The sequence below is a fragment of the Paenibacillus wulumuqiensis genome, from assembly GCF_000971965.1.
In the GTDB taxonomy this organism is placed as follows: Bacteria; Bacillota; Bacilli; order Paenibacillales; family Paenibacillaceae; genus Saccharibacillus; species Saccharibacillus wulumuqiensis.
In genome coordinates, this window is sequence record NZ_KQ040795.1 from 250,152 (window position 1) to 270,616 (window position 20,465).

Sequence of the window (20,465 nt, forward strand, 5' to 3'; positions counted from 1 at the left end):
GTGACAGATATACCCTACAGCATCAGGATGGAGATACGGTGTCGATCTCTTCATTCTGGGACTGCTTCTTCATATATACCCCTTTTTTGTATACTGACTTGATGACAAAGTGATCACCGAGCTTTTTATTCGTCCGGTAAATGAGTGAATTCACTTCGTCCACCCCCACCAGTTCGGCATCTTCCACGCACCGCTCCGGCCAGACTTCACGTACAATCTGCTCCCGGGTCACAAAGTGATCGAGGCAGTTATACAGCATCTTGAACAGCTGGTATTCCTTTTTGGACAGGGTAATGCTGTCGCCGCTCACCTGAATATTTTGCAAATAATCATTCAGCCGGATCTCATGCTCCAGCAGATCGCTGATTCGGTATTCACGCGTCTCTTCAAAGTCGACGCCGCGCTCCAGACGCAGACCGACCAGCCCGTTGACCAGGGTCAGCTGGTCTCCGTCCGCAACAGGATACTTGCGGTAAGGCTGCAGACGCTGGCCGTTCAGCTCGGTGCCGTTTTTGCTGCCCAGATCTTCGATGTATACTTCATTGTGCTGGCGGGTAATCCGGCAGTGCTGCTTGGATACCAGCTGGTTATATAGCGGCAGATCCAGCCGGGTCGTACCGGTATGCCTGCCGATCATTATTTCTTTTTGACTTTCCACATAAACAAACGAACCATGGCCTTCCTGGCCGGCCGTGTCGACAATCAATTTAATCATGTCCGGCATGTTAATCTCTCACTTTCGGGTATTTTGCCAAAGCATTTCTTCCTGCAGCTGATCGCAGAGACAGTGACAATTTCATCAGATTCATTTCATTGTTTGCTTGCCGTGTGGCTTTTATAGTGTATAGATAGAGAGACTGCGTACCACAATCATGGTCAGAACCATCGGCCAACTTTCTTTTCATTATACTATACAATTTGTGGAATATATTTCAAAGTGGAGACTGTAAACATGAAACCGAGACAAATACTTATCTATGGACTGCTTTCTTTTCTGATTGCCAGCAGCATGGCGCTGTATGTATATCTGGATCACAGGCTTGTTCCTCAGGATAGCGGTACAGGCAGCGGTGTACAGCAGCTGCATATTCAGGATCTGGACGATCTGCACCAGCTGATGATGGACAAAACCGATCCGTCTGCGGAAGCATCCCGTCAACCGTTGCTGTTGCGCAATTAGTAGACATTTAGACATAACGATTTCCCGGAAGGCTGCAGCCTGCTTGCTGGGCACGATGCATTTCATACATTCACTGCATTCACTGCATTCACTGCATTCACTGCATTCACTGCATTCACTGCATTCACTGCATTCAAGCTTATTATAAAAAAAGCGCCTGCTTCATGCAGACGCTTTTTGCTGTACCTGATGCCGCAGTTCCGGCAGTTATTGTTCATTTCCGGATAAAAGGAGAATTGACTCTCCTATGTCCATGCCCAGAAAAATCCGTCACGATCCCAGGCAACCCGGCCGCCGTGAGATTTGCGGAATGCTTTTTTGATTTCCTTGTCCAGTGAAATATTGCCGCTCTCGCTGGTAAACAGGTACTGCTCCCCATATTCGGCGCGTACATGGGCGATGGCATCCTCCTGCTTTAACATGCCCTGCTGGCGAATCTGGTCGACCATCCACTGTGCGATCTGCTGCTCTGTTGTTACTGTAGGCTCCATATGGTCTTCCTTTCCGTGCTAATTGCTTAGCGATATGCTGTCATTCAAATGTGTAACCTATACGATACAGCCGGTTTGCTGCTCCAGCAGCCTGCTTCCGGCGGGATGGCTGTGCACGATTTTGTGAAACCATAGGTTCTCCCTAACAGTAGTATACTGTAACCATCCGAAAAGGAGTGCATTCCCCATGAAAAAATATATTTTGCCCATGCTGCTGCTCGTCGGATTACTGTCCGGCTGTTCGGCACTGGATCAGGTCAATCAGTCCGTGAACTATGTAAGCGAGGTAACCGCATATATTAATGATACTTCCCAGCTGTCCCAGCAGCTGCCCGATCTGGCGCAGCAGGCGATCACCAACCCGGATGCCCGCCAGACGCTGATCCAGGAGCTGCAAAATGCCCAATCCCAGATCAGCCAATTCCAGAACCTGGAGGTACCTGGATTTGCACAGGAGCTGCATCAGCAGCTGTCCGGCTACACCGATACACTCAGCACGGAAGTGAATGGTCTGATCGATCAGGCTCAGGCCGGCAAGCTGACTCCCGAGACGCTGAACAACTCCCCTATTTTCCAGACGATCGACCAGATCACCGGACTGCTCAACCAGTTCCAGCAGCTGGGTAATAATTAACGATACTTGATCAACCGAACGAATAGTATTAATGACATTTATTAATATCATCATCCATCAGCATGATCAGGGCCACGAGGATCTTTTCTTTTATTCCAACAAGAAAGATACTCGCGGCCAGCTGATGGGGCTATATGATGAATATAGATATAGGTGAGGATATATATAATAGAGGTTAGGTAAAGTACTATCATACATAATTACCGGATAAGGAGGTACCTTTATGAAGCTAGAGACATCACGCTTGTGGATCAGGGAACTGGTCATGGACGACTGGACGGCTGTCCATACCTACGCTTCGGACCTACAAGTGACCCGCCATACGATATGGGGACCCAATACAGAGCAAGATACGCTGGATTACGTGGAATCGATACTGCGCGAGCAGCAGCAGGAACCTCGTACCGTCTATGAAATGGCGGTGATCCGTAAAGAAAACTCGCAGCTCATCGGTGGCTGCGGACTGCATCTGTCTTCTCCCGGACAGGCAGAAATCGGGTACTGCTATCATCCGGACTGCTGGGGTCAGGGTTATGCTTCGGAAGCTGCCCAGGCCATGCTGGAATATGGATTTGGTCAGCTGGACCTACACCGGATCTATGCCAGATGTCGCCCGGAGAATACAGGCTCGGCCAAAGTCATGCAAAAAATCGGCATGACCTATGAAGGACATCTGCGGGGACATATGTATTACAAGCAGCAGTGGCGGGACTCCTATCAGTATTCCATTTTGCAGCAGGAATTCCGTGCGAGAACATCCGGGCAGCGTTCATTGTAAGAGATCTTTTTCTACCTTATAGCCAGTAGGATTCTAATCGCACCGTATAGATTCCCAGGGATATACATGCTCTCAAAAGAAATGCAAAAAGCTTCTCTATCCGTTCATACGGACAGAGAAGCTTTTTAATTGCTCAGCGTTCCATTATGCTCAAAAATGACACGCATCCGAACAACATTCCCAGACTGCAAATCCGTGTCCCCTTTACAAAAAGGTTGGGGTTCGCCAATCAGGCGTTCTCCTCAATTTACTTGATCAACTGAACATTACCAAACAACGGCAGCGGCTTGCGCTGTCCGTTGGCTGCATTGATAATGCCGATGATCATAAAGGCAAGAATCGCAAGGAAGACGAAAGGATACAATAATCCTCCGATAATTGGAATGATCTGCACTACGACCTGGGCGGCTACCGCCACGATAAACAGAACAAGCCCCTGATTGGCATGATACATGGCGAATGATGAATTACGCGCTGCCAGCAGCGGGATAAAGAACAGAATATACGCCAGAATCGCCATTACCTTGTTGGCTTGTACATCGTTCGGATCTTCCTGTGGATACGGATCTTGAAAATTGGACATGGACATTACCTCTCTAATCGTTATATTGTCAGTTCATGATTAGCGGCAGGTATGTAAGATTGAACGTGCTGTTATGTAGTTTGCCGTATCTTGAAATTCAACCAGATTATAACACTGCCGGATAGGTTTGAGTAGGCAGAATTATACATATATGAATATTGTACATGCTGCAGTATATACCTGGCCAAAAAGCCAAAGAGCTGTCCCTTAACATACGGGATAGCTCTTTGGCTTTTTATCTCTTTTATTATTTTGTTTTTTGCTACCCATTTCAGTCTATTGCCTTTGTGCACTGTACTGCACAGCACTATGCCGGATGAATTTACTTCGCCAGTCCGGCGATTTCGTCTGCGCTCAGTGCCTTGTTGTAGATACGCACATCGTCGAGGCTGCCTTTCAGATAGGCATCTGCAGCGAAGCGGCTTTTGCCCAGATAGGCTTCACGGGTCATCAGGTTCTGCGGATTGAAGGTTATCTTGTCATTGCTGCCGGCCAGCTGTCCATTCAGGTACAATTTGCCGGTATCGCCCGCGAGAGTCACTGCGACATGTACCCACTTGCCCTGCGGCAGGGTCGAGCCGGTCACGATGCTCTGGTCGATATTATTCTGGTGGATTGTGAACTGCATTCCTGTTCCCTGTGACGGCGTCAGGAACATGAAGCTATTCATACCATTTCCAAAGTCCATAATCCGCTGCCAGGCTGCGCCGCCATCCCATTTAATCCAGGTAGCAAACGTAAAGTCTTCGCCATCTGTCACGGTTCCCGGCAGCTGCACATAATCATCCCGGCCATCCAGCGTAATCATGCCGCCTGTGCCGTACACATTCCGGGTTACGCCGTTCATCAGCGTACCGTCATAGTGATTGTAGGTGCTGTCGATCACGGTCGTACCGGAATTCTCATCGAACTTGTAGTGGCTCAGCAGCGGACCGCGTCCTTGCTCCAGCACCGTCACTTTGAAATTTTTGTTCTTTTTGGAGCCGCCTTTGGTGATCGTCGCAATCAGGGTTACCTTGGCATTGCCTTCACCGGCTGCCGGGCGGGTGACCTGTCCGGTGTTGGAGATTATATCCGGCTTGGTCGAACGCCAGCTGATCTGTGAACCGCGTGTTCCTTGCAGCGGCAGATCCAGATTATAAAAGACGGCACTCGTATCGCCCAGGCTCAGATCTTCATCCACCCCGGAGACGATCTGCTTGTCTTTGAGCACTTCACGCTGGCTGCCCCATACCCCTACACCCGAGGAAGAGAGCGCGGTCAATGTCAGCACCGTTTTGCCGGTATCCGCATTGGTCTCATGCAGGAATACGCCGGTATATTTCACACCATTAACCGTGAAAATGCCGGTATTCTTGCCCTGCAGCTCCCAGGTTCCACTAATATCGCCGGTAATGGTGCCGTCTGCATTCAGCTGGGCGGAGACGGAACGGTGAATGTCTGCGCTGATATTTTTATCCTGTGTAATCCATTGGTAGCTGCCGGCAATCTCGCTTTTGCTGACCGTAGCGAGCGGCTGCTGTTCACCGGCATAGCGATATGGAGCAACGACCGGCCAGCCGTCTTTGTTCATGAACATCTCGTGGGTGCGTACTTCATGTGCCTCGCCGCGTCCCGGGAAGCGGGAATGGAAGATCAGGAAATAACGTCCGGTCTGTTCATCGTAATAGGCAGAGTTATGGCCCGGTGATACGGCGCCCGCTCCGGTGCCTTCGCCAGGATCGCCGATCTCGCGGTTGAACTGGTAGTTGCCGATAATTTTGACACCATATGGCTCGATGGAATCGTCATCGAACAGCGGCTTGGTCGGATCTGCCTTGACGTTGGTCATATTGTTGCCTGCGGCATCGTAGAAAGGTCCATCCGGCGTCTTGGAGCGAACGACGCGCAGATTGTAGCCGCCAGTCGCGTCCAGACCGCCAAAGGACAGGTACATGTAGTAATAATCGGTATCCGGGCTGTACATCATGTACGCGCCTTCAATTCGGCTGTGATTGCCGCCGATCAGCTTTTTGCCATAGCCCTGTCCAGGCAGCGGTTTGCCGGTAGCCGGGTCCATCTGCATAACGAAGATGCCGCCGGAGTACGATCCGTATACCATCCACAGCTTGCCGTTTTTATCCAGGAACACATCGGGATCTACCGCATTCGGATGAATCTGTGCATTATAGATGGTGCCATCCTCGCTCTTCTGATCCCACATGCCGGATTTCAGGAAAATGCCTTTGTCCTTGTAGGGACCTTCGATTCTGTCCGCTACCGCAATACCCATGGCCGAGCGCGGGGAGTCCCCTTTGCAGGCGTTGTAGTACATGTAGAATTTGCCGTCAGCCAGCTGGATCACATCTGCCGCCCAGAGTGTATCCGATTGGGCCCAGTCCAGCGCCTCGCGCAGTTCGGTCGTTACGTTCGGGATCAGCGGATTGCCGTCGGCTACTCCGGAAGAGATCATGTCCCAGTTCATCAGATCTTTGGATTTGGCAGAAGCCAGATGAGATCCGAATATGTAGAAGGTATCGCCGACTTTGATCACAGATGGATCATGTACGGAAGCTTCCTTGTACGTTGGCACTGCTGTACGGCTGGCCTGGAGCGAGTTCATCTGCTGCTGGATGTAATCGGTGGACATTACCTGCACCGGCGCCTTGGGCTGATCGGCTCCGGCTGCGGCGGAGATGCTCCCCGGTAGTAATAATGCGGTTCCCAGCGCGAGCAGGCTGGTTTTTTGCCATAACAGTTTTTTTGATTTCATCATTTTCTTCCTCTCTGTATATGAATAAAGTGATACAGGGATCGATGGTTGGGTAACCAGCATCCACTACATCGTTAATGAATATGTTTATTTTTACAATATAAAGCGCTTGCATAAATGCTTGCAATAGTAAGAGATAGCGCTTACAAACATCATAATTCACAACTATGGAATTAAGCAAGAAATATATTCACATATCTATGTATAATAAACGTTTTTGTTAAATAAATATTTATATTATAGTTCCATAAAGTTATATGCATACATGCTCTAATGCTGCTGGATTGCTGCCGATTATCTATACACCCTTCCTTTTTTTCGTCAAAAAAAGCCCGGCCATATTCCTTGATGGCGGGCTTTGTAGGTGCTGTATCCAGTATATCCATGCTGCTCAGCAGTGTATTTAGCGTAATCTTTCTTCATGCTTATTTATGCCTTTGTCTGCCAGTCTGCAGCCTGTGGGACTTCTAATTCTGCACTTCCTGCTGGAGATAGTCCGTTAACTGTGGGACTGTTGTAAACAGATGATCCGGCTGTGCCTCCCTGAGAGCCTGCTCGTCTGCCGCCCCGGCCCAGCATGCGGAAGCAATGGGAATACCCACTTCACGTGCAGCCTGTATATCACCAGGCTTGTCTCCAATGTACAATGCTTGCTCTGCTGGAATATCGAGCTGCTTTAGTACATTCCGGATACCCTCAGGCTTGATCTCTTTCTCGGCAATGCCATTTTCTATCCATTCAAAATAGGATGCAATACCAAATTGATGCAGCGTATAATCGCTCGTCGGCTGGCTTTTTCCCGTTACCATGGCAATATGAATTCCCTGTTCCCTCGCCCAGGACAGCAGCTCACGGATACCTTCAAACGGGGCCGGGCAGATCGCGTCATGCATTTCCTTGTAACACTGGATATAGTCATGCAGCGCCTCTTCGCGGTGATCCTGCAGCAGAGCGCGCACAATCCCTTCTTCCGACGGGCCAAATGCATCCATAATCTCCTGATCGCTGATCTTCCTGCCGGCCCATGGTTCAACCGCCTGATGGAATGCTTCCAGACAGAGCGGCTCGGTATTGCCAATCGTTCCATCCAGATCAAAAATAAGGCATGTAATCATGTATTGACCTCCTTAGACTGTAGAAGTACATTACCCTGATTACATGCCTGGTATGACAGTAATGATGTATACAATTATATATATTTCCTGTATTTCCAATCGATAGTCATTATTTCAGATAGCGGCGGGCACCGGCAAATTCCTTTTTGTAGGCAGGTGTATCGATCGGGATAATCTCCACCGTCTTGCCTGCTTTTGGAGAATGCATCATTTGGCCATTGCCGATATACATGGACACATGGTGCACACTGCCCTTGCCGTTATTATGGGCAAAAAACATCAGATCACCCGGCTGCATCTCGCTCCAGCCCACTTTGGTGCCTTCCTTGATCTGGGCTGACGCATCCCGCGGCAGATCAATGCCATGGAATCCATATATGGTGGAAGTAAATCCGGAACAGTCGAATCCATAAGCCGATACGCCCGCCCACAGATAAGGCAGTCCGAGGAACTGTCGACCGGTCTCCACAAGCTCCGCTCCCGTTGGGGTTGGAATATCGGATAATTGATCATACACATCGGCATCCTGCTTGCGCAGCCAGGCGGTGCCATTATCCGGCGTATGCACTTGCAGCCAGCTGCCTTCGGTAGCTACCACCGGCAGACGGGTATTGAAGCTCAGCGTCAACAAGCTTTTCTTGCGGTCTGTATCGTACAACTTGGCTGTTTTGGCATTGACTATGGCTGTCGGGCACTTGCTGTAGGCAGCGCCGGTCGTCGTTGTCAGAATCTGATTGCGTGGCAGCCAGCCCGGATAGCCGTACTTGCTGCGCGGGGTGGATTGCCCGATAACAGCTACATACGCCCAGTCACCCTGGACTTTGAGCAGACGCACTTCCTGTCCGTACAGTGCCTGTGTCTCCAGCTTGCCGGTCAGCCAGCGGCGCTGGTCAGCGGTCGACATGGCTGCTGTCCATTTCTCCATGTTCACCGGATTGGTCAGCGAAGGGGCGTCCAGCTTGCGCGCCAGTCCCGGCTCTGTCCATAAAGTAGCTACCGCCACATTTACATAATGCTTGCGTGCCTTCTGATTCACTGTGCAATCCTCTCCAGCTGCGGAATTCGGTCCGGATGCGGCCGACGCAATCTGGCCTGCTGTCCATGCTGTCAGCATAAGCAGACAGGCAGTGAGCAGCAGCACTGTACCGGCCCATCCGCCCGAACGTCTGATCATCGTGTTCTGTTTTGTATTCATCCAGTAATCTCCTTTGGATCATAAAGGTAGATTATACAGGCAGCAAACGCTGGTATAATCCAGATTCCATTTTTTGTACTATTTTAGCATATTCCAGCTGGCAGCAGACGTCATTTCACAATAAAAAATCTCTTATTTGCGCCGCAGTTCTTCTTCCAGATCCTCATCAAAACGGATGCACTGAATCAGCTGAAATACCGCGGCCAGACCGAGAGCTCCCCAGATCCCCGACGTATCGACGCCCGGCTGAATCTCGGACAGTGTATACAGCAGAATCGTATTGCGCACAATCGCGATCACCTGGGTCTGCCAGAACGTCAGGCTGCGCCGCAGCAGCGGATAGACATACTCTACCGTAGCCGGCTGTACATAAATGGCCAGTAAAAATAAACCCGCCACCGTCCAGACCGAATAGATCAGTGCACTGTCCCGTCCGTCAAACCGGATCAGGTTCACCAGCGAACCGAGATAGAAAAAAGCATACGCGGCAAAGGAAGCCCCGGCTACCACAACGACCAGTCCGAGTGAGATCATTATCGCCATTGACAGACGGTCGAACAGACTGGAAGGACGAAACATCTTTTCCAGCGGATCGACAGGTTGACTGGCTTCAGCGTTCCGCCGCGGAGAGCGGACGAATTTGAAATAGCAAAACATGCAGATCAGCATGAATACAATTACACAGGTGATTAGCAGGTTCTTCTCGATATGCTTCCGCTCCCTTCTGATAATAGTCCAATGCTGATCGGATCACGGAATAATATGTGTTTCATACTATCATAAACCCCTTTTTCTTTCCTCTATACCGGCAAATCATCTGCAGCTGAATCTGCAGGCTGATCCATGTGCTGCCGCAGCACTGTTCCTTTATCATAACTGCATGTCATAATACAAGCATATTTGTCCTCTATACGCTTCTAAATCAGCAAATAACCTGTCATAATATAAGTATATACATACTATCCGCGAGGAGAGGAATCTACAGCTATGCCGCTTAATCATACCATCTATACGCATTCCGATGCTCATCAGCCGCTTGATCTGAATCTGCTTTTTTTCGGCAAGGAAGAGTGTATTCCCGGCCATGCTTGGGGCCCTGGCATACGAGACGCTTATATCCTGCATTATATCCATGGAGGAACAGGCATTTTGCGAATGGGCGATGCCGAATATCGGCTGGGCGAAGGTCAGGGATTTCTGATTCTGCCGGAGACGGTGGTGCAGTATGAGGCGGATCGTGATGATCCCTGGGTGTACTCATGGATCGGCTTTCGCGGCCTGCAGGCACTGTCGCTGATGGAACGAGCGCAGCTCACGACGTCCAGTCCGGTCTATACCATGCATGACGTACCTATATTCAGCCGCTTCTACGAGCTGCTGCTGGAGACAGCCAACCAGTCTGCCGGAGATATCCAGGCACAGGGTATTCTGTACCAGCTCATGTACACGCTGATCGCCCGCCTGCCGGTCCAGCCTGCTGCATCCAATCATTCCCGCCCCAAGGAAATGCATATTCGTCAGGCGATCGAGTATATCGATAACAGCTACAGCCAGAAGATCAGCGTACAGGATATTTCGCAGGCGGCAGGCCTCGACCGCACCTATCTATCCAGCCTGTTCAAAGCCCGGTTCGGCATGTCCCTGCAGGCGTTCCTGCTGGAATACCGGATGAACCGCGCCGTGGAGCTGCTTCATCATACCGATCTGTCAGTCAGCGAGATATCCCGTTCGGTCGGATACGAAGACCCGTTCCTGTTCTCCAAAATGTTCAAAAAAATCAAAGGCGCTTCACCGCGCAGACTGCGCGAGGAACTGCTACAGACCAGCCCCTGATAGCCATCCGCTGACGGAACGGACGGATCATATGCTATTACGCTTCGTATGCTCCGTTATTCTGCCGCCCTGCCGCCTACAGCGCAGAAGGACGATCATTCATCATCTCCGCAGGCGGCACGCCCATTTTGCGCTTGAAAATCCGGTAAAAGTAGGACACTTCCTGATAACCGAGAAATTCGGCGATCTCCGTAATGGTCAGCTGGGATTCGGTCAGCATGTACACCGCCCGCTTCATCCGCTGATCATGCACATATTCGCTGATCGTCTGGCCGGTTACATTTTTGAACAGGGTCGCTGCGTAATTGGGCGTCCGCTGAATCAGCTCGCCCAGATGCTCCTTGGTAATGCGGCGGCTGTAATTTTGCTGGATATATCGCTTCATCGTATCCACTAATCGGTGCTTGTCCTCCCGGATCACACCACGATCATATTCCCGGTTCAGCTCCACCAGCAGCTGGATCATCAGAGAATCCACCAGCAGCCGGTAATACGGAGGCTTGTCCCGCCACTGGGCTGCAATATGCTGGAGACGGTCATGATACAGATCATAGCCGCCCGGCTTCATCTGTACCGTATCGCTTCCCCGCAGCAGCGGCAGTGCTGCATCCTGCTGCACGCTGAAGCGTACCACCTGCTTGGTGTGCACACGGGTCGGGACGCTTTTACCATAATAGGCGGATTCAGGCGGGATGAGCAGCAGATCCCCTTTTTCCAAAATAGTCTTCTGTCCGCTGACCCAGTACACACAATTGCCGTATGTAATCAGACTAAGACAGTATTCGTTTTGATCCAGATACTGCTCTTCATACCAGTCCATCTGATGCTGCTCCTGCACATCCAGCACGTTCAGCATATGAGGCACCTCCTTTGCTTTTGACCTGATTTCTTCTGTATGTGGAGGATTGGCAGGTGCTTTCCCTGTCTTTTTTCATAAACTGCGTTTTATTCTTGTCCTCAAATCATACTATACTTCACTCATTGTACAATAGTTCATAGCGACCTGTGTATATTACAGCTACAATGAATTATATACTACAGGTTGCCGGATAAAGATCCTTCATGCTTGGCAGGACAGGGTAATAGATTCCGACAGCCACTAATTTCAACAGGGCTGAAGAATATACCAGCCTGCATACTTAAGGAGGATTATCGAATGTTAAGAACCAAGATTATCTGTACAATGGGACCCGCTTGTGACTCAATTGAGATGCTGAAGGAAATGATCAAGGCCGGCATGACCGTAGCGCGCCTGAATATGGCTCATGGTGAGCTGGAAGACCATGTGATGCGTATTCGTAACGTACGCCAGGCAGCAGCCGAACTGAATACCTTTGTACCGATCATGATGGATATCAAGGGACCGGAAGTACGCATCGGCAAATTAAAAGAAGCTTCCTTTGAGCTGCGTACAGGCAATCAGCTGATTCTCACGACTGAAGAAATTCTCGGTGATGCAGAGCGGATCGGCGTTAACTATCCGCAGCTGAACCAGGACGTTCATGCAGGCGATCGCATTCTGCTGGATGATGGTCTGATTGATCTGACTGTACGTGAAGTACGTGACAGCGAGATTGTCTGTGAGATCGTCAGCGGCGGCACGATCAAGCCTCGTAAAGGTGTCAATCTGCCGGGTATTCATACTTCCCTGCCGGGCGTTACCGAGCGTGACGTGATGCATATCCACTTTGGACTGGAGCAGAACATCGAGATGATCGCCGCTTCCTTTGTCCGCAAAGGGGATGATATTCGCGAGATCCGTGATATTCTGGCGAAAAACAATGCCGAAGACGTACAGATCTACTCCAAAATCGAGAATGCCGAAGGTATGGAAAATCTCGATGATATTATCGAAGCTTCCGACGGTATCATGGTTGCCCGTGGTGATCTGGGCGTAGAAGTGCCAATCCAGGACGTACCCGCTCTGCAAAAAGAAATGATCGATAAATGTAACGTAGCCGGCAAACCGGTTATCGTCGCTACCCATATGCTGGAATCCATGCAAGTGAACCCGCGTCCGACCCGTTCCGAAGTGAGTGACGTGGCCAATGCGGTGCTGCAGGGTGCAGACGTTATCATGCTGTCCGGGGAATCCGCTGCGGGTAAATATCCGGTACAGTCCGTACAGACGATGGCTGCCGTAGCCAAACGTGCCGAGAGCATGCTGGATTACCAGGAACAGTTCTCCCGCAAAAGAGCGCTGCAATCCACCAATATTACCGAAGTGATCAGCCAGGGCGCGGTAAGTGCATCCCTGGAACTGAACGCCAAAGCAATCATCATTTCCACGGAAAGCGGCTTTACCGCGCGCATGATCTCCAAATACCGCCCAAGCGCTCCGATCATCGCCGTGACGCATAATGATGCGGTACTGAACAAAATGTGCCTGCTGTCCGGCGTCATTCCGGTCAAAGGCGAAGCGGTATCCAGCACGGATGAGATGTTCGAATCGGCGATCCGTAATGCCGTAACAACAGGTCATATCTGTGCAGGCGATATCGTCGTTCTGTCTGCCGGTGTACCGATCGGTCAATCCGGTAATACCAACCTGCTCAAAATCCAGCAGGTATAATCAGTTCCATCTGTTCTTTATTGTTTCTACACATGTACCCAAACAAAAATAAGCCTCCGGATAGATCATTTGCGATGATCCATCCGGAGGCTTTTTCCATTTTGCAAATATTTTATTATACAGTTGGGCACATCTCCTGATGTGTTTCATAAAAATGATATAATCGAACAGATAACTTTTGTGCGAATTTGGCAAGGATGAGAAGCAAGAGAAACGTCGTATTTCCGTATTTGGAATGAGGAGGTGCCGCATGCAGCCGTTTACCAGACAAGCAATAGAAGTAATTCTTGCCATTCCCGAAGGCAAAGTGATGACATATGGACAGGTAGCCGCTGCCGCCGGCAGTCCGCGTGCCGCCAGACAGGTCGTTCGGATACTGCACTCCATGAGCCGCAAACATCATCTGCCCTGGCATCGTGTCGTCAACAAGTATGGAGAGATTGCCATCCAGGAGGATGAAGCGAACTTTATGCAGCGTACCCTGCTGGAAGAGGAAGGCGTGACATTCAACCTGCAGCAGCGGATTGATCTGTCAACATACGGTTATACCCCGGTGGAACAGGAAACTACTGATCCCGTCAGGGAAGATGAGTAACTGTTCTATACGAACCCGGTAATGAATAACAAAATAAAGGTTATACGTGATCAGAGCTGTAGCTTATAACAATAAGCGATTGTTAAGCTGCAAACTGTAAATTGCAAGAATCTGCGTTAGCACAGCTGAGAGCGCAAAAAAGCGGTTCGCCTGTACGATATCCTGTCTGCACTGCAGCAGAATATCCCCAAAGCCAACCGCTGATCCAACAACAATGTGGGTTTTACAACTCTCCCAACTATCACTTTATGTCCAAAATGAACTTACACCGTTCTAACAATATCCTCACGCACGGGAGTAAACGTATCCAGCAGAACGCCCGGTGCCAGTGCACGTGCAGAATGTACTGCCCCTGCCGGAATATTCAGCGCCTTGCCTGCATTCAGTTCATACGCTTTACCGTCAATCACAAAGCGGAACAGACCTTTCATGCAGTAGGTCATCTGCTCATGCGGATGGGAATGCTCAGCGCTCTGTGCGCCAGCCTCAAAGTGAACTTCCATCATCATCAGGGAAGCGCCCGGTTCAAATACCTTACGCCGTACTCCCGGCTCCACCAGTTCCCAGATCCCAATATTGCTCAAGCTTGTGTTTATCATTTCTTACATCTCCTCCTCTTTGTTATTAATTTGTTCATTTACTCAACAGCAGATGTTATATTGATAAGCTCCGATTCATGTGATACATATTGTACCACTTTTTTGAAACAAAGAAACAGTGTATCATTTCACAAATAATAAAATAAATAACTAGTTACTTTTTACCATTATTATTGGAAAAAGTCGATTTTTAGCGGTTGTAAGACCAAAAAAAGACCAGAATTCGAATTTTCCGGTCTTTTTTATAACACATTATCCCACAAATATGACACACTATTGTCACATTCAATTTAAAATAAAAGGCTGATTGAGCTCTATGCCGATTAACGAATTTTACTGTATGCCAAATAGCACCAGCTGCAGTTAATAAGCGCGGATCGTGCCGCCATCCACTAGCAGCGATTGTCCGGTCACATACGTATTGGCAAAAGAACCATAAAAAGCAACCATCCGGCCAAATTCCTCCGGTGTTCCCAGCCGACCAAGCGGAATCTGCTGCAGTGATTCGGCCTGAATGTCCTCAACCGGCCTCTGCTCATTTCCGGCACGTCTCTGATCCAGCTCCATAATACGATCAGTCGCAATTCGGCCGGGAGCGACCGTGTTGATCAGAATACCGGCTGATGCATACTCCGAGGCCAGACTTTTGGTCAATGCCTGAATACCGGCACGGAATACATTGGAGAGAATCAGTCCGTCGATCGGCTGCTTGACCGAGGAAGAAGCGATATTCACGATACGTCCACCGCCTGCAGCCTGAAGTGAGGGGACAGCTGCTCGAATCAGCCGGATCGTGCTGAGCAGATTCAGTTCAAAAGCACTCTGCCAGCTGTGGTCACTCATATCTCCAAAGTTACCGGCTGGCGGCCCTCCTGCATTGGTTACCAGCACATCGAGCCGACCATATGCCTCCAGTGCGCTTTGGATCCCCTGCTCGATCTGTTCCGGATTGCCGACATCCATGCAAACCGTGTTCACGCGCTGGCTGGTGACCGACTTAATCTCCTCTGCCGCTTCTGCCAGATGGTCCAGACTGCGGCTCGCAATCGTCACCAGTGCCCCTTCCCTGGCAAACTCCAGTGCACTTGCCCTTCCCAATCCCTTGCTGCCTGCTGCTACAAATACCGATTTTCCATGTAAGCCGAGTTCCATTGTTCTTCCTCCTGTTCCTGCAGTGGATGATAGTGATTTTTTTGCAAATCGTATTTTGTAGAATTCGCTTTGAAAAGCAAGCGTTTTCTGATAATTCATTATGAAAATGAGAACATACGAGCGTTTAATCGTGATGATTTCCATTCGCCTATCTAAACTTCCAATACTAGCTCTGTCGTATTTTACAAATCCGGCCTATAATTATTATAAATTTGTGAAGAAATGACGATATACTTTATATACTGTCCGCATATATGCCCCTACTTTTGCACTCATCCACATACATAGTCATTCTACGGCAGTTTATACGGAAGTGAATCATGTGGCCAGTGCCGATCTTATGAGTGGCTAACTCCAGAACAGATGGAAGTGACAAATATTGAGGCTATTACCAATCACCTCGCTCCAGCCCGGGATGCGACTCGCAAAGAAAATATATAACGAGGATGGCGTCGTTCTGCTCTCCGAAGGCGTAGAACTGACCTCTGGCATTATTCGCAAGTTATATAAACATGGACTGGACTATATCTATATCCAGGATAAAGATACGGATGATGTAATTGTCCAAGATATTGTCTCCCAGGATACAAAGCGTCAAGCACTGCGCGAGATCCGCACCCATTTCCGCAGCCTCGCCGATCCTGGTGTACAGAAATCGACCTACCCGATCATCGGCAAGTCATTTTCCGGCATTATTGATACGATCATCAGTGAGCTCAGTGCGGACCCGGAAGTTATGGTTATGCTGATGAGCATGCACACCAAGGATAACTATTTGTATTATCACTCGCTCAATGTATGCATCTACACGCTTCTGCTGGGCAAAGTGCACGGTTATTCCCATAAGGAAATGAAGGTGCTGGGCATCGGCTCTCTGCTCCATGATGTGGGCAAAGCGTATATTCCAAATGAAGTGCTGTTCAAGCCGGGCAGACTGACAGATGCGGAATATAATATCATCAAACTTCACACCGAGTACGGTTACAAAATGCTAAAAGACGAGCCCGGCATCCCGCTGCTGGCAGCTCACTGCGCATACCAGCATCATGAACGACTGAACGGCAGCGGCTATCCGCGTGGTCTGCGTGAACACGAGATTCATGAATATGCCAAATGGATCGGTATTGCCGATTCCTATGATGCACTGACGACCAGCCGGGTCTACCGGGCAGCCATGCTGCCGCACGAAGCGCTGGAAGTGCTTTATTCCGGCTCCGGCAGTCTGTACGACAAGGATATGCTGGCGGTATTCAAAAGCCGGATCGCCATTTATCCGATTGGTCTGACCGTTACCCTCAGCAATGGCTTCAAAGGGGTAGTCGTTCATATTCACTCTGCGATTCCGCAGCGTCCCATCGTACGAATACTGTACAACGAAGCCGGTGAGCGGATCATGGCCCCCTTTGATATGGATCTATTGGCTCACCATACCGTTATGGTCACAGCGGTGGAAGGCATGAACGCCCATATGCCTGCACCTACCACCTAAATCATCAGCAGTTCCCGGATATCTTGCTCGGTCAGCATCGGTTTGACTTCCTGACCGGGTTGGATAATTTCGTCGATCAGATCTTTTTTGGTCTGCTGCAGTTCCAGCATCTTCTCCTCTACCGTCCCTCTGGCTACCATACGAATGACCTGAACCCGATTCTGCTGCCCCATCCGGTGTGCCCGGTCGGCAGCCTGTTCCTCTACAGCCGGATTCCACCACAGGTCATACAATATGACCGTATCCGCACCTGTGAGATTCAGTCCTGTTCCTCCTGCCTTAAGCGAAATCAGAAATACATCCTGTTCCCCTTCATTGAATCTTCGGCACAGCTCTACCCGTTCCGCCGAAGGCGTCGAACCATCCAGATAGAAATACGGCACATTATACTGCCCCAGCTCCTCACGAATCCGGGACAGCATCCCGGTGAACTGGGAAAATACAAGCATTCGCTTGCCGGCATCCCTGCAATCATTAATAATCTCCAGCAGCTGCTCCAGCTTGGCGGAGCCTCCCTGATAATCTTCCACAAACAAGCCGGGATGACAGCAGATCTGGCGCAGACGGGTCAGACCGGCCAGAATACGGATCTGATACTCGGCAAAATTTTTCTCGTACAGATGTTCCAGCGTATCCTGCTGCAGCTGGGCAAGATAGGCGGCATATATCTTTTTCTGCTCCGGCAGCAGTTCGGACACATGGGTCGTCTCCAGCTTGTCCGGCAGTTCCTTTAGCACATCCGACTTCATGCGCCGCAGTACAAACGGACGAATCCGCTTGGCAATCGTACGAGCCTCCAGATCGGCAAATTCCTTGCGCGTCCCAAGCAGGCCCGGCATAATCACATGCATGATTGACCACAGCTCATAGACCGAATTCTCGATCGGTGTGCCGGTCAGGGCAAATCGGTGACGTGCGTTAATCTGCTTGACGGCTCTGGCGGTCTGGGTGAGCGCATTTTTGAACGATTGGGCTTCATCCAGAATCATTGTATGATAGGACCCTTGCCCGGCATATTCCACGTCCCGGCGCAGCAGCGGATAGGAGGTAATAATCACATCTACCGATAGCCCCGCACTGCCTGAGCGCTGTATCTCCTGCCACTGCCGCTCGCGTTGAGCCCGGTTGCCATCGATAATGGCAGTGCGGATATCGGGTGTAAATCGGCGAAATTCGTACTGCCAGTTATACGTCAGCGAAGCGGGAGCCACGACGATCGCCGGCTGGCCGCTGCTGCGAATATCCGATAACACGGAAGCGATAAAGGTAATACTCTGCAGCGTCTTGCCCAGCCCCATATCATCTGCCAGAATCCCACCGAATCCATAGTGGGCCAGCGTACGCAGCCACTGATAGCCATACTGTTGATAATCCCGCAGAATCGGTGCCAGCAGCGGTGGCACCGGAACATCATACAGATCGGGATTGCGAATATTTTCCAGCAGCTTTCTTACCGAGCGGTCAAACCGGACCACTTCGTTCTGATCCTGGGCATCCAGCGCCTCCAGCCCGTGAATGAGCGGTATACGGAACAATACACCATCTTCCAGCGCCTGATCATCGGCAGGCAGTGCCATTCCTGTTTTGCGGATAAAATCAGCCACCTGGCGGAACTGCTCGTCTTCGAGCGGCAGAAATGCCCCTGTTGGCAGCCGGTAATATCGGCGCTGTTCCTGCAGCGATTTGAGCACCTGCACAATCGCCGACTCCGGAATGCCATCCAGCTCAAACCTGAACTCCAGCCAGTCATGCCTCGAATCCGTATGTACCGTCATTCGCGGCGGCGCCAGTGGGTCCTGAATCCGTGATTTCACGACAGACGTGGCATAGACCTGAACGAGCTTTTCCAGCCGGGGAACGATATGATACAAGAATTCATACTCCGCTTCCTCATCGGTCAGAAAATATCCCCCCTCGGTGGCAGCAAAAGAACCTTCATCCATCAGCTGGAGGATCTGCTCTTCCCGTTCACCGTCACGCAGCAGAATCCGTTCGTCTTCCTGTGCAGGCGTAGGACTGAGCGGATTAATAATGACATCCCCATACTGGAATTCTAGACCTGCCAGCAGCCGGTCACGAACACGATCCAGGTAAAGTCTGGCCTGCAGCGGTGTCTGTACGACCACTTCGGATACCCGCCGGGTCATCTGCACATTGCCAAGCCGCGTCAATCCAGGGATAACCTGCTGTACGAGCGGCTCCAGTTGCTCCTGCGGAATAATGAGCCGGTGCTGATGATGATCCGAGGCAGCCAGCAGCTGCTGCAGTCCGCTCAGCCGGTGACAATCTTCTTCTTTTAGCGAGATCAATTCACCGTTATGGATCACCATCCCGTAGGATTCGAGCACAATCATCTGCTGAACGCCTTCCATGCGCAGCTGATACATGCGCGGATTCTGTTTTGGTTTTCTGCGGCTGGCGGAGGAAGATTGCTGCGGATATGCATCTTCATCTCCATCGTCCTTTTCCAGAAGATCCAGTTCAAAATAGAGCGGCAGTGGTCCCATATGGTGGGTGATACCGGCAAAGGTCTGTCCCTGATACTCCAGCCGTGCCACCGGTGTGCGGATCAGTGCCTGCAGCAGATTCGGCCAGTGGGAGACCGGGATCATCAATATGCGCTGGTTATGCTGCACTGCTGCTGCCGGCATGGCAGTTTTACTGCCCATACGTTTGCCGGTCAAACGGTCTGGCGGCAGCTCCGGCTGCTCATCCCGCTGAATCAGCAGCAGCTGCCGGATGACTTCATCATCTTCCCGGCTGAAGCTGTGCAGCTCCGGATCATAGGTGAATCGACTCGAGAGTACATAGCTCGTACGGCTGCGTACACATTCCAGCAATTCCTGAATATGCTGCACCACATACGGCCTTTTCAATCCTGCTTTCATTTCCAGACCAAGCCGGTATTGTCCATTGCCATAGGCCACCGGTCTGCATATCCATTCGATGGTCAATGCCGTGCGGGTCTCAAAATAATTCCTTCTTCCGCCGGGTCGCTTCGGCGGGCTCGTAAACAGGCTTAGCAGTTCGGCGGCCAGCTGCTGCTCCCGGTCTGCGGCAGCTGGATGAACCGGCAATTCGGGCAGATCATGACCGGCAGCCGGTGTGCTGCTGTCTGTACCTGCGGCCAGTACCGGCGGCAGACCCAGCTCGCCCGACTCGTAGACATGGATCATCACGGCGGCTACATGCTGGCAGTAGGCGGTATACGAAGCCAACGATGGACAGGTACAATGCGCATGTGCCTTACCGGCTTCATCAAAATGCAGACGCACCTGCTCCTGCTGATTCGCCCGGATCTGTACGCTCGCTTCATACTGCCTCCGGTGGTCATCATAGCGGGTAAAAGCGACCTTGCCTGCGCGGTAATAAGCCATTCCTTTACTGTAGGAAGTTTTGCCGCACCACAGCTGAATGGATGGCAGATTGAATTCAGTACTCATAAGTATGCTCCTATCCGGCTGTATCGTTCAGCCTTTTTTTACCTTGCAGCTATT

At 50.5% G+C, this 20,465-nt stretch carries 18 protein-coding genes and 1 pseudogene; 7 read left to right on the forward strand and 12 right to left on the reverse strand.

From position 1 onward, the window contains the following. Nucleotides 1-22: 22 nt before the first annotated feature. Nucleotides 23-724, reverse strand: coding sequence for an FHA domain-containing protein (locus tag WH45_RS07845; RefSeq protein WP_046213833.1), 702 nt, complete (start codon nucleotides 722-724; stop codon nucleotides 23-25). A 228-nt stretch (nucleotides 725-952) separates the two neighbouring features. Between WH45_RS07845 and WH45_RS07850 the strand changes: the two genes are divergently transcribed. Then, the gene (locus tag WH45_RS07850) at nucleotides 953-1,180 is read left to right on the forward strand and encodes a hypothetical protein (protein ID WP_046213834.1); all 228 of its coding nucleotides are present in this window, start codon (nucleotides 953-955) and stop codon (nucleotides 1,178-1,180) included. A gap of 62 nt (nucleotides 1,181-1,242) precedes the next feature. On the opposite strand, the pseudogene WH45_RS24210 reads toward WH45_RS07850, so the two are convergent. Together WH45_RS24210 and WH45_RS07855 are read right to left on the reverse strand one after the other, a co-directional pair. Continuing rightward, nucleotides 1,243-1,401: pseudogene (locus tag WH45_RS24210) on the reverse strand (hypothetical protein); the annotation flags it as partial. 24 nt (nucleotides 1,402-1,425) lie between these two features. Further along, nucleotides 1,426-1,671, reverse strand: a complete 246-nt coding sequence (locus WH45_RS07855) for a DUF6953 family protein (RefSeq protein WP_046213835.1) — start codon at nucleotides 1,669-1,671, stop codon at nucleotides 1,426-1,428. 187 nt (nucleotides 1,672-1,858) lie between these two features. Here WH45_RS07855 and WH45_RS07860 point away from each other — a divergent pair, with 187 nt between their 5' ends. Together WH45_RS07860 and WH45_RS07865 are read left to right on the forward strand one after the other, a co-directional pair. Further along, nucleotides 1,859-2,305 (forward strand): DUF6376 family protein, encoded by a 447-nt coding sequence (locus tag WH45_RS07860; RefSeq protein WP_046213836.1) that lies wholly within the window; start codon nucleotides 1,859-1,861, stop codon nucleotides 2,303-2,305. Nucleotides 2,306-2,528: 223 nt separating this feature from the next. Beyond that, nucleotides 2,529-3,083, forward strand: a complete 555-nt coding sequence (locus WH45_RS07865) for a GNAT family N-acetyltransferase (protein WP_046213837.1) — start codon at nucleotides 2,529-2,531, stop codon at nucleotides 3,081-3,083. A gap of 247 nt (nucleotides 3,084-3,330) precedes the next feature. Here the strand turns inward: WH45_RS07865 and WH45_RS07870 are convergent, their stop codons facing one another. From WH45_RS07870 to WH45_RS07890, 5 genes are all read right to left on the reverse strand, one after another. Further along, nucleotides 3,331-3,666: a magnetosome magnetite crystal formation protein family gene (locus WH45_RS07870; RefSeq protein WP_046213838.1), complete on the reverse strand. Its 336-nt coding sequence runs from the start codon at nucleotides 3,664-3,666 to the stop codon at nucleotides 3,331-3,333. 322 nt (nucleotides 3,667-3,988) lie between these two features. Next, nucleotides 3,989-6,418 (reverse strand): LamG-like jellyroll fold domain-containing protein, encoded by a 2,430-nt coding sequence (locus WH45_RS07875; RefSeq protein ID WP_046213839.1) that lies wholly within the window; start codon nucleotides 6,416-6,418, stop codon nucleotides 3,989-3,991. A 467-nt stretch (nucleotides 6,419-6,885) separates the two neighbouring features. Next, nucleotides 6,886-7,533, reverse strand: a complete 648-nt coding sequence (locus tag WH45_RS07880) for an HAD family hydrolase (protein WP_046213840.1) — start codon at nucleotides 7,531-7,533, stop codon at nucleotides 6,886-6,888. Nucleotides 7,534-7,642: 109 nt separating this feature from the next. Then, a complete protein-coding gene (locus tag WH45_RS07885) occupies nucleotides 7,643-8,728 on the reverse strand; it encodes a C40 family peptidase (protein ID WP_082096603.1) in 1,086 nt (361 codons plus the stop codon). Nucleotides 8,729-8,860: 132 nt separating this feature from the next. Next, complete coding sequence (locus WH45_RS07890) at nucleotides 8,861-9,307, reverse strand: hypothetical protein (protein WP_152663510.1); 447 nt, start codon at nucleotides 9,305-9,307, stop codon at nucleotides 8,861-8,863. Between the two features lie 408 nt (nucleotides 9,308-9,715). Here WH45_RS07890 and WH45_RS07895 point away from each other — a divergent pair, with 408 nt between their 5' ends. Beyond that, nucleotides 9,716-10,561 (forward strand): AraC family transcriptional regulator, encoded by an 846-nt coding sequence (locus WH45_RS07895; RefSeq protein WP_046213842.1) that lies wholly within the window; start codon nucleotides 9,716-9,718, stop codon nucleotides 10,559-10,561. 76 nt (nucleotides 10,562-10,637) lie between these two features. Here the strand turns inward: WH45_RS07895 and WH45_RS07900 are convergent, their stop codons facing one another. Then, a complete protein-coding gene (locus WH45_RS07900; protein WP_046213843.1) occupies nucleotides 10,638-11,417 on the reverse strand; it encodes a helix-turn-helix transcriptional regulator in 780 nt (259 codons plus the stop codon). A 300-nt stretch (nucleotides 11,418-11,717) separates the two neighbouring features. Between WH45_RS07900 and pyk the strand changes: the two genes are divergently transcribed. Together pyk and WH45_RS07910 are read left to right on the forward strand one after the other, a co-directional pair. Next, a complete protein-coding gene (pyk, locus tag WH45_RS07905; RefSeq protein WP_046213844.1) occupies nucleotides 11,718-13,133 on the forward strand; it encodes a pyruvate kinase in 1,416 nt (471 codons plus the stop codon). Nucleotides 13,134-13,383: 250 nt separating this feature from the next. Next, complete coding sequence (locus WH45_RS07910; RefSeq protein WP_046213845.1) at nucleotides 13,384-13,728, forward strand: MGMT family protein; 345 nt, start codon at nucleotides 13,384-13,386, stop codon at nucleotides 13,726-13,728. Between the two features lie 263 nt (nucleotides 13,729-13,991). On the opposite strand, the gene WH45_RS07915 is transcribed toward WH45_RS07910, so the two are convergent. Both WH45_RS07915 and WH45_RS07920 read right to left on the reverse strand, forming a co-directional pair. After that, nucleotides 13,992-14,327: a cupin domain-containing protein gene (locus WH45_RS07915; RefSeq protein WP_235338318.1), complete on the reverse strand. Its 336-nt coding sequence runs from the start codon at nucleotides 14,325-14,327 to the stop codon at nucleotides 13,992-13,994. A 363-nt stretch (nucleotides 14,328-14,690) separates the two neighbouring features. Then, entirely contained in the window at nucleotides 14,691-15,479 is a 789-nt protein-coding gene (locus WH45_RS07920; protein WP_046213846.1) for an SDR family oxidoreductase, read from the reverse strand. A gap of 379 nt (nucleotides 15,480-15,858) precedes the next feature. Here WH45_RS07920 and WH45_RS07925 point away from each other — a divergent pair, with 379 nt between their 5' ends. After that, nucleotides 15,859-16,968: an HD-GYP domain-containing protein gene (locus tag WH45_RS07925; protein ID WP_046213847.1), complete on the forward strand. Its 1,110-nt coding sequence runs from the start codon at nucleotides 15,859-15,861 to the stop codon at nucleotides 16,966-16,968. Here WH45_RS07925 and WH45_RS07930 read toward each other — a convergent pair. Then, entirely contained in the window at nucleotides 16,965-20,411 is a 3,447-nt protein-coding gene (locus WH45_RS07930) for a DEAD/DEAH box helicase (RefSeq protein ID WP_046213848.1), read from the reverse strand. The genes WH45_RS07925 and WH45_RS07930 overlap by 4 nt on opposite strands. Nucleotides 20,412-20,465 lie beyond the last annotated feature (54 nt).

Excerpts from the sequence above, each read along its gene's own strand:
- WH45_RS07845 (WP_046213833.1), bottom strand. The coding sequence starts at position 724 with ATGCCGGACATGATTAAATTGATTGTCGACACGGCCGGCCAGGAAGGC.
- WH45_RS07895 (WP_046213842.1), top strand. The coding sequence starts at position 9,716 with ATGCCGCTTAATCATACCATCTATACGCATTCCGATGCTCATCAGCCG.
- WH45_RS07930 (WP_046213848.1), bottom strand. The coding sequence starts at position 20,411 with ATGAGTACTGAATTCAATCTGCCATCCATTCAGCTGTGGTGCGGCAAA.
- WH45_RS07915 (WP_235338318.1), bottom strand. The coding sequence starts at position 14,327 with ATGATAAACACAAGCTTGAGCAATATTGGGATCTGGGAACTGGTGGAG.
- WH45_RS07880 (WP_046213840.1), bottom strand. The coding sequence starts at position 7,533 with ATGATTACATGCCTTATTTTTGATCTGGATGGAACGATTGGCAATACC.
- WH45_RS07910 (WP_046213845.1), top strand. The coding sequence starts at position 13,384 with ATGCAGCCGTTTACCAGACAAGCAATAGAAGTAATTCTTGCCATTCCC.
- WH45_RS07860 (WP_046213836.1), top strand. The coding sequence starts at position 1,859 with ATGAAAAAATATATTTTGCCCATGCTGCTGCTCGTCGGATTACTGTCC.
- WH45_RS07920 (WP_046213846.1), bottom strand. The coding sequence starts at position 15,479 with ATGGAACTCGGCTTACATGGAAAATCGGTATTTGTAGCAGCAGGCAGC.
- WH45_RS07850 (WP_046213834.1), top strand. The coding sequence starts at position 953 with ATGAAACCGAGACAAATACTTATCTATGGACTGCTTTCTTTTCTGATT.
- WH45_RS07875 (WP_046213839.1), bottom strand. The coding sequence starts at position 6,418 with ATGAAATCAAAAAAACTGTTATGGCAAAAAACCAGCCTGCTCGCGCTG.
- WH45_RS07865 (WP_046213837.1), top strand. The coding sequence starts at position 2,529 with ATGAAGCTAGAGACATCACGCTTGTGGATCAGGGAACTGGTCATGGAC.
- WH45_RS07885 (WP_082096603.1), bottom strand. The coding sequence starts at position 8,728 with ATGAATACAAAACAGAACACGATGATCAGACGTTCGGGCGGATGGGCC.
- WH45_RS07855 (WP_046213835.1), bottom strand. The coding sequence starts at position 1,671 with ATGGAGCCTACAGTAACAACAGAGCAGCAGATCGCACAGTGGATGGTC.
- WH45_RS07890 (WP_152663510.1), bottom strand. The coding sequence starts at position 9,307 with ATGTTTCGTCCTTCCAGTCTGTTCGACCGTCTGTCAATGGCGATAATG.
- WH45_RS07900 (WP_046213843.1), bottom strand. The coding sequence starts at position 11,417 with ATGCTGAACGTGCTGGATGTGCAGGAGCAGCATCAGATGGACTGGTAT.
- WH45_RS07870 (WP_046213838.1), bottom strand. The coding sequence starts at position 3,666 with ATGTCCAATTTTCAAGATCCGTATCCACAGGAAGATCCGAACGATGTA.
- pyk (WP_046213844.1), top strand. The coding sequence starts at position 11,718 with ATGTTAAGAACCAAGATTATCTGTACAATGGGACCCGCTTGTGACTCA.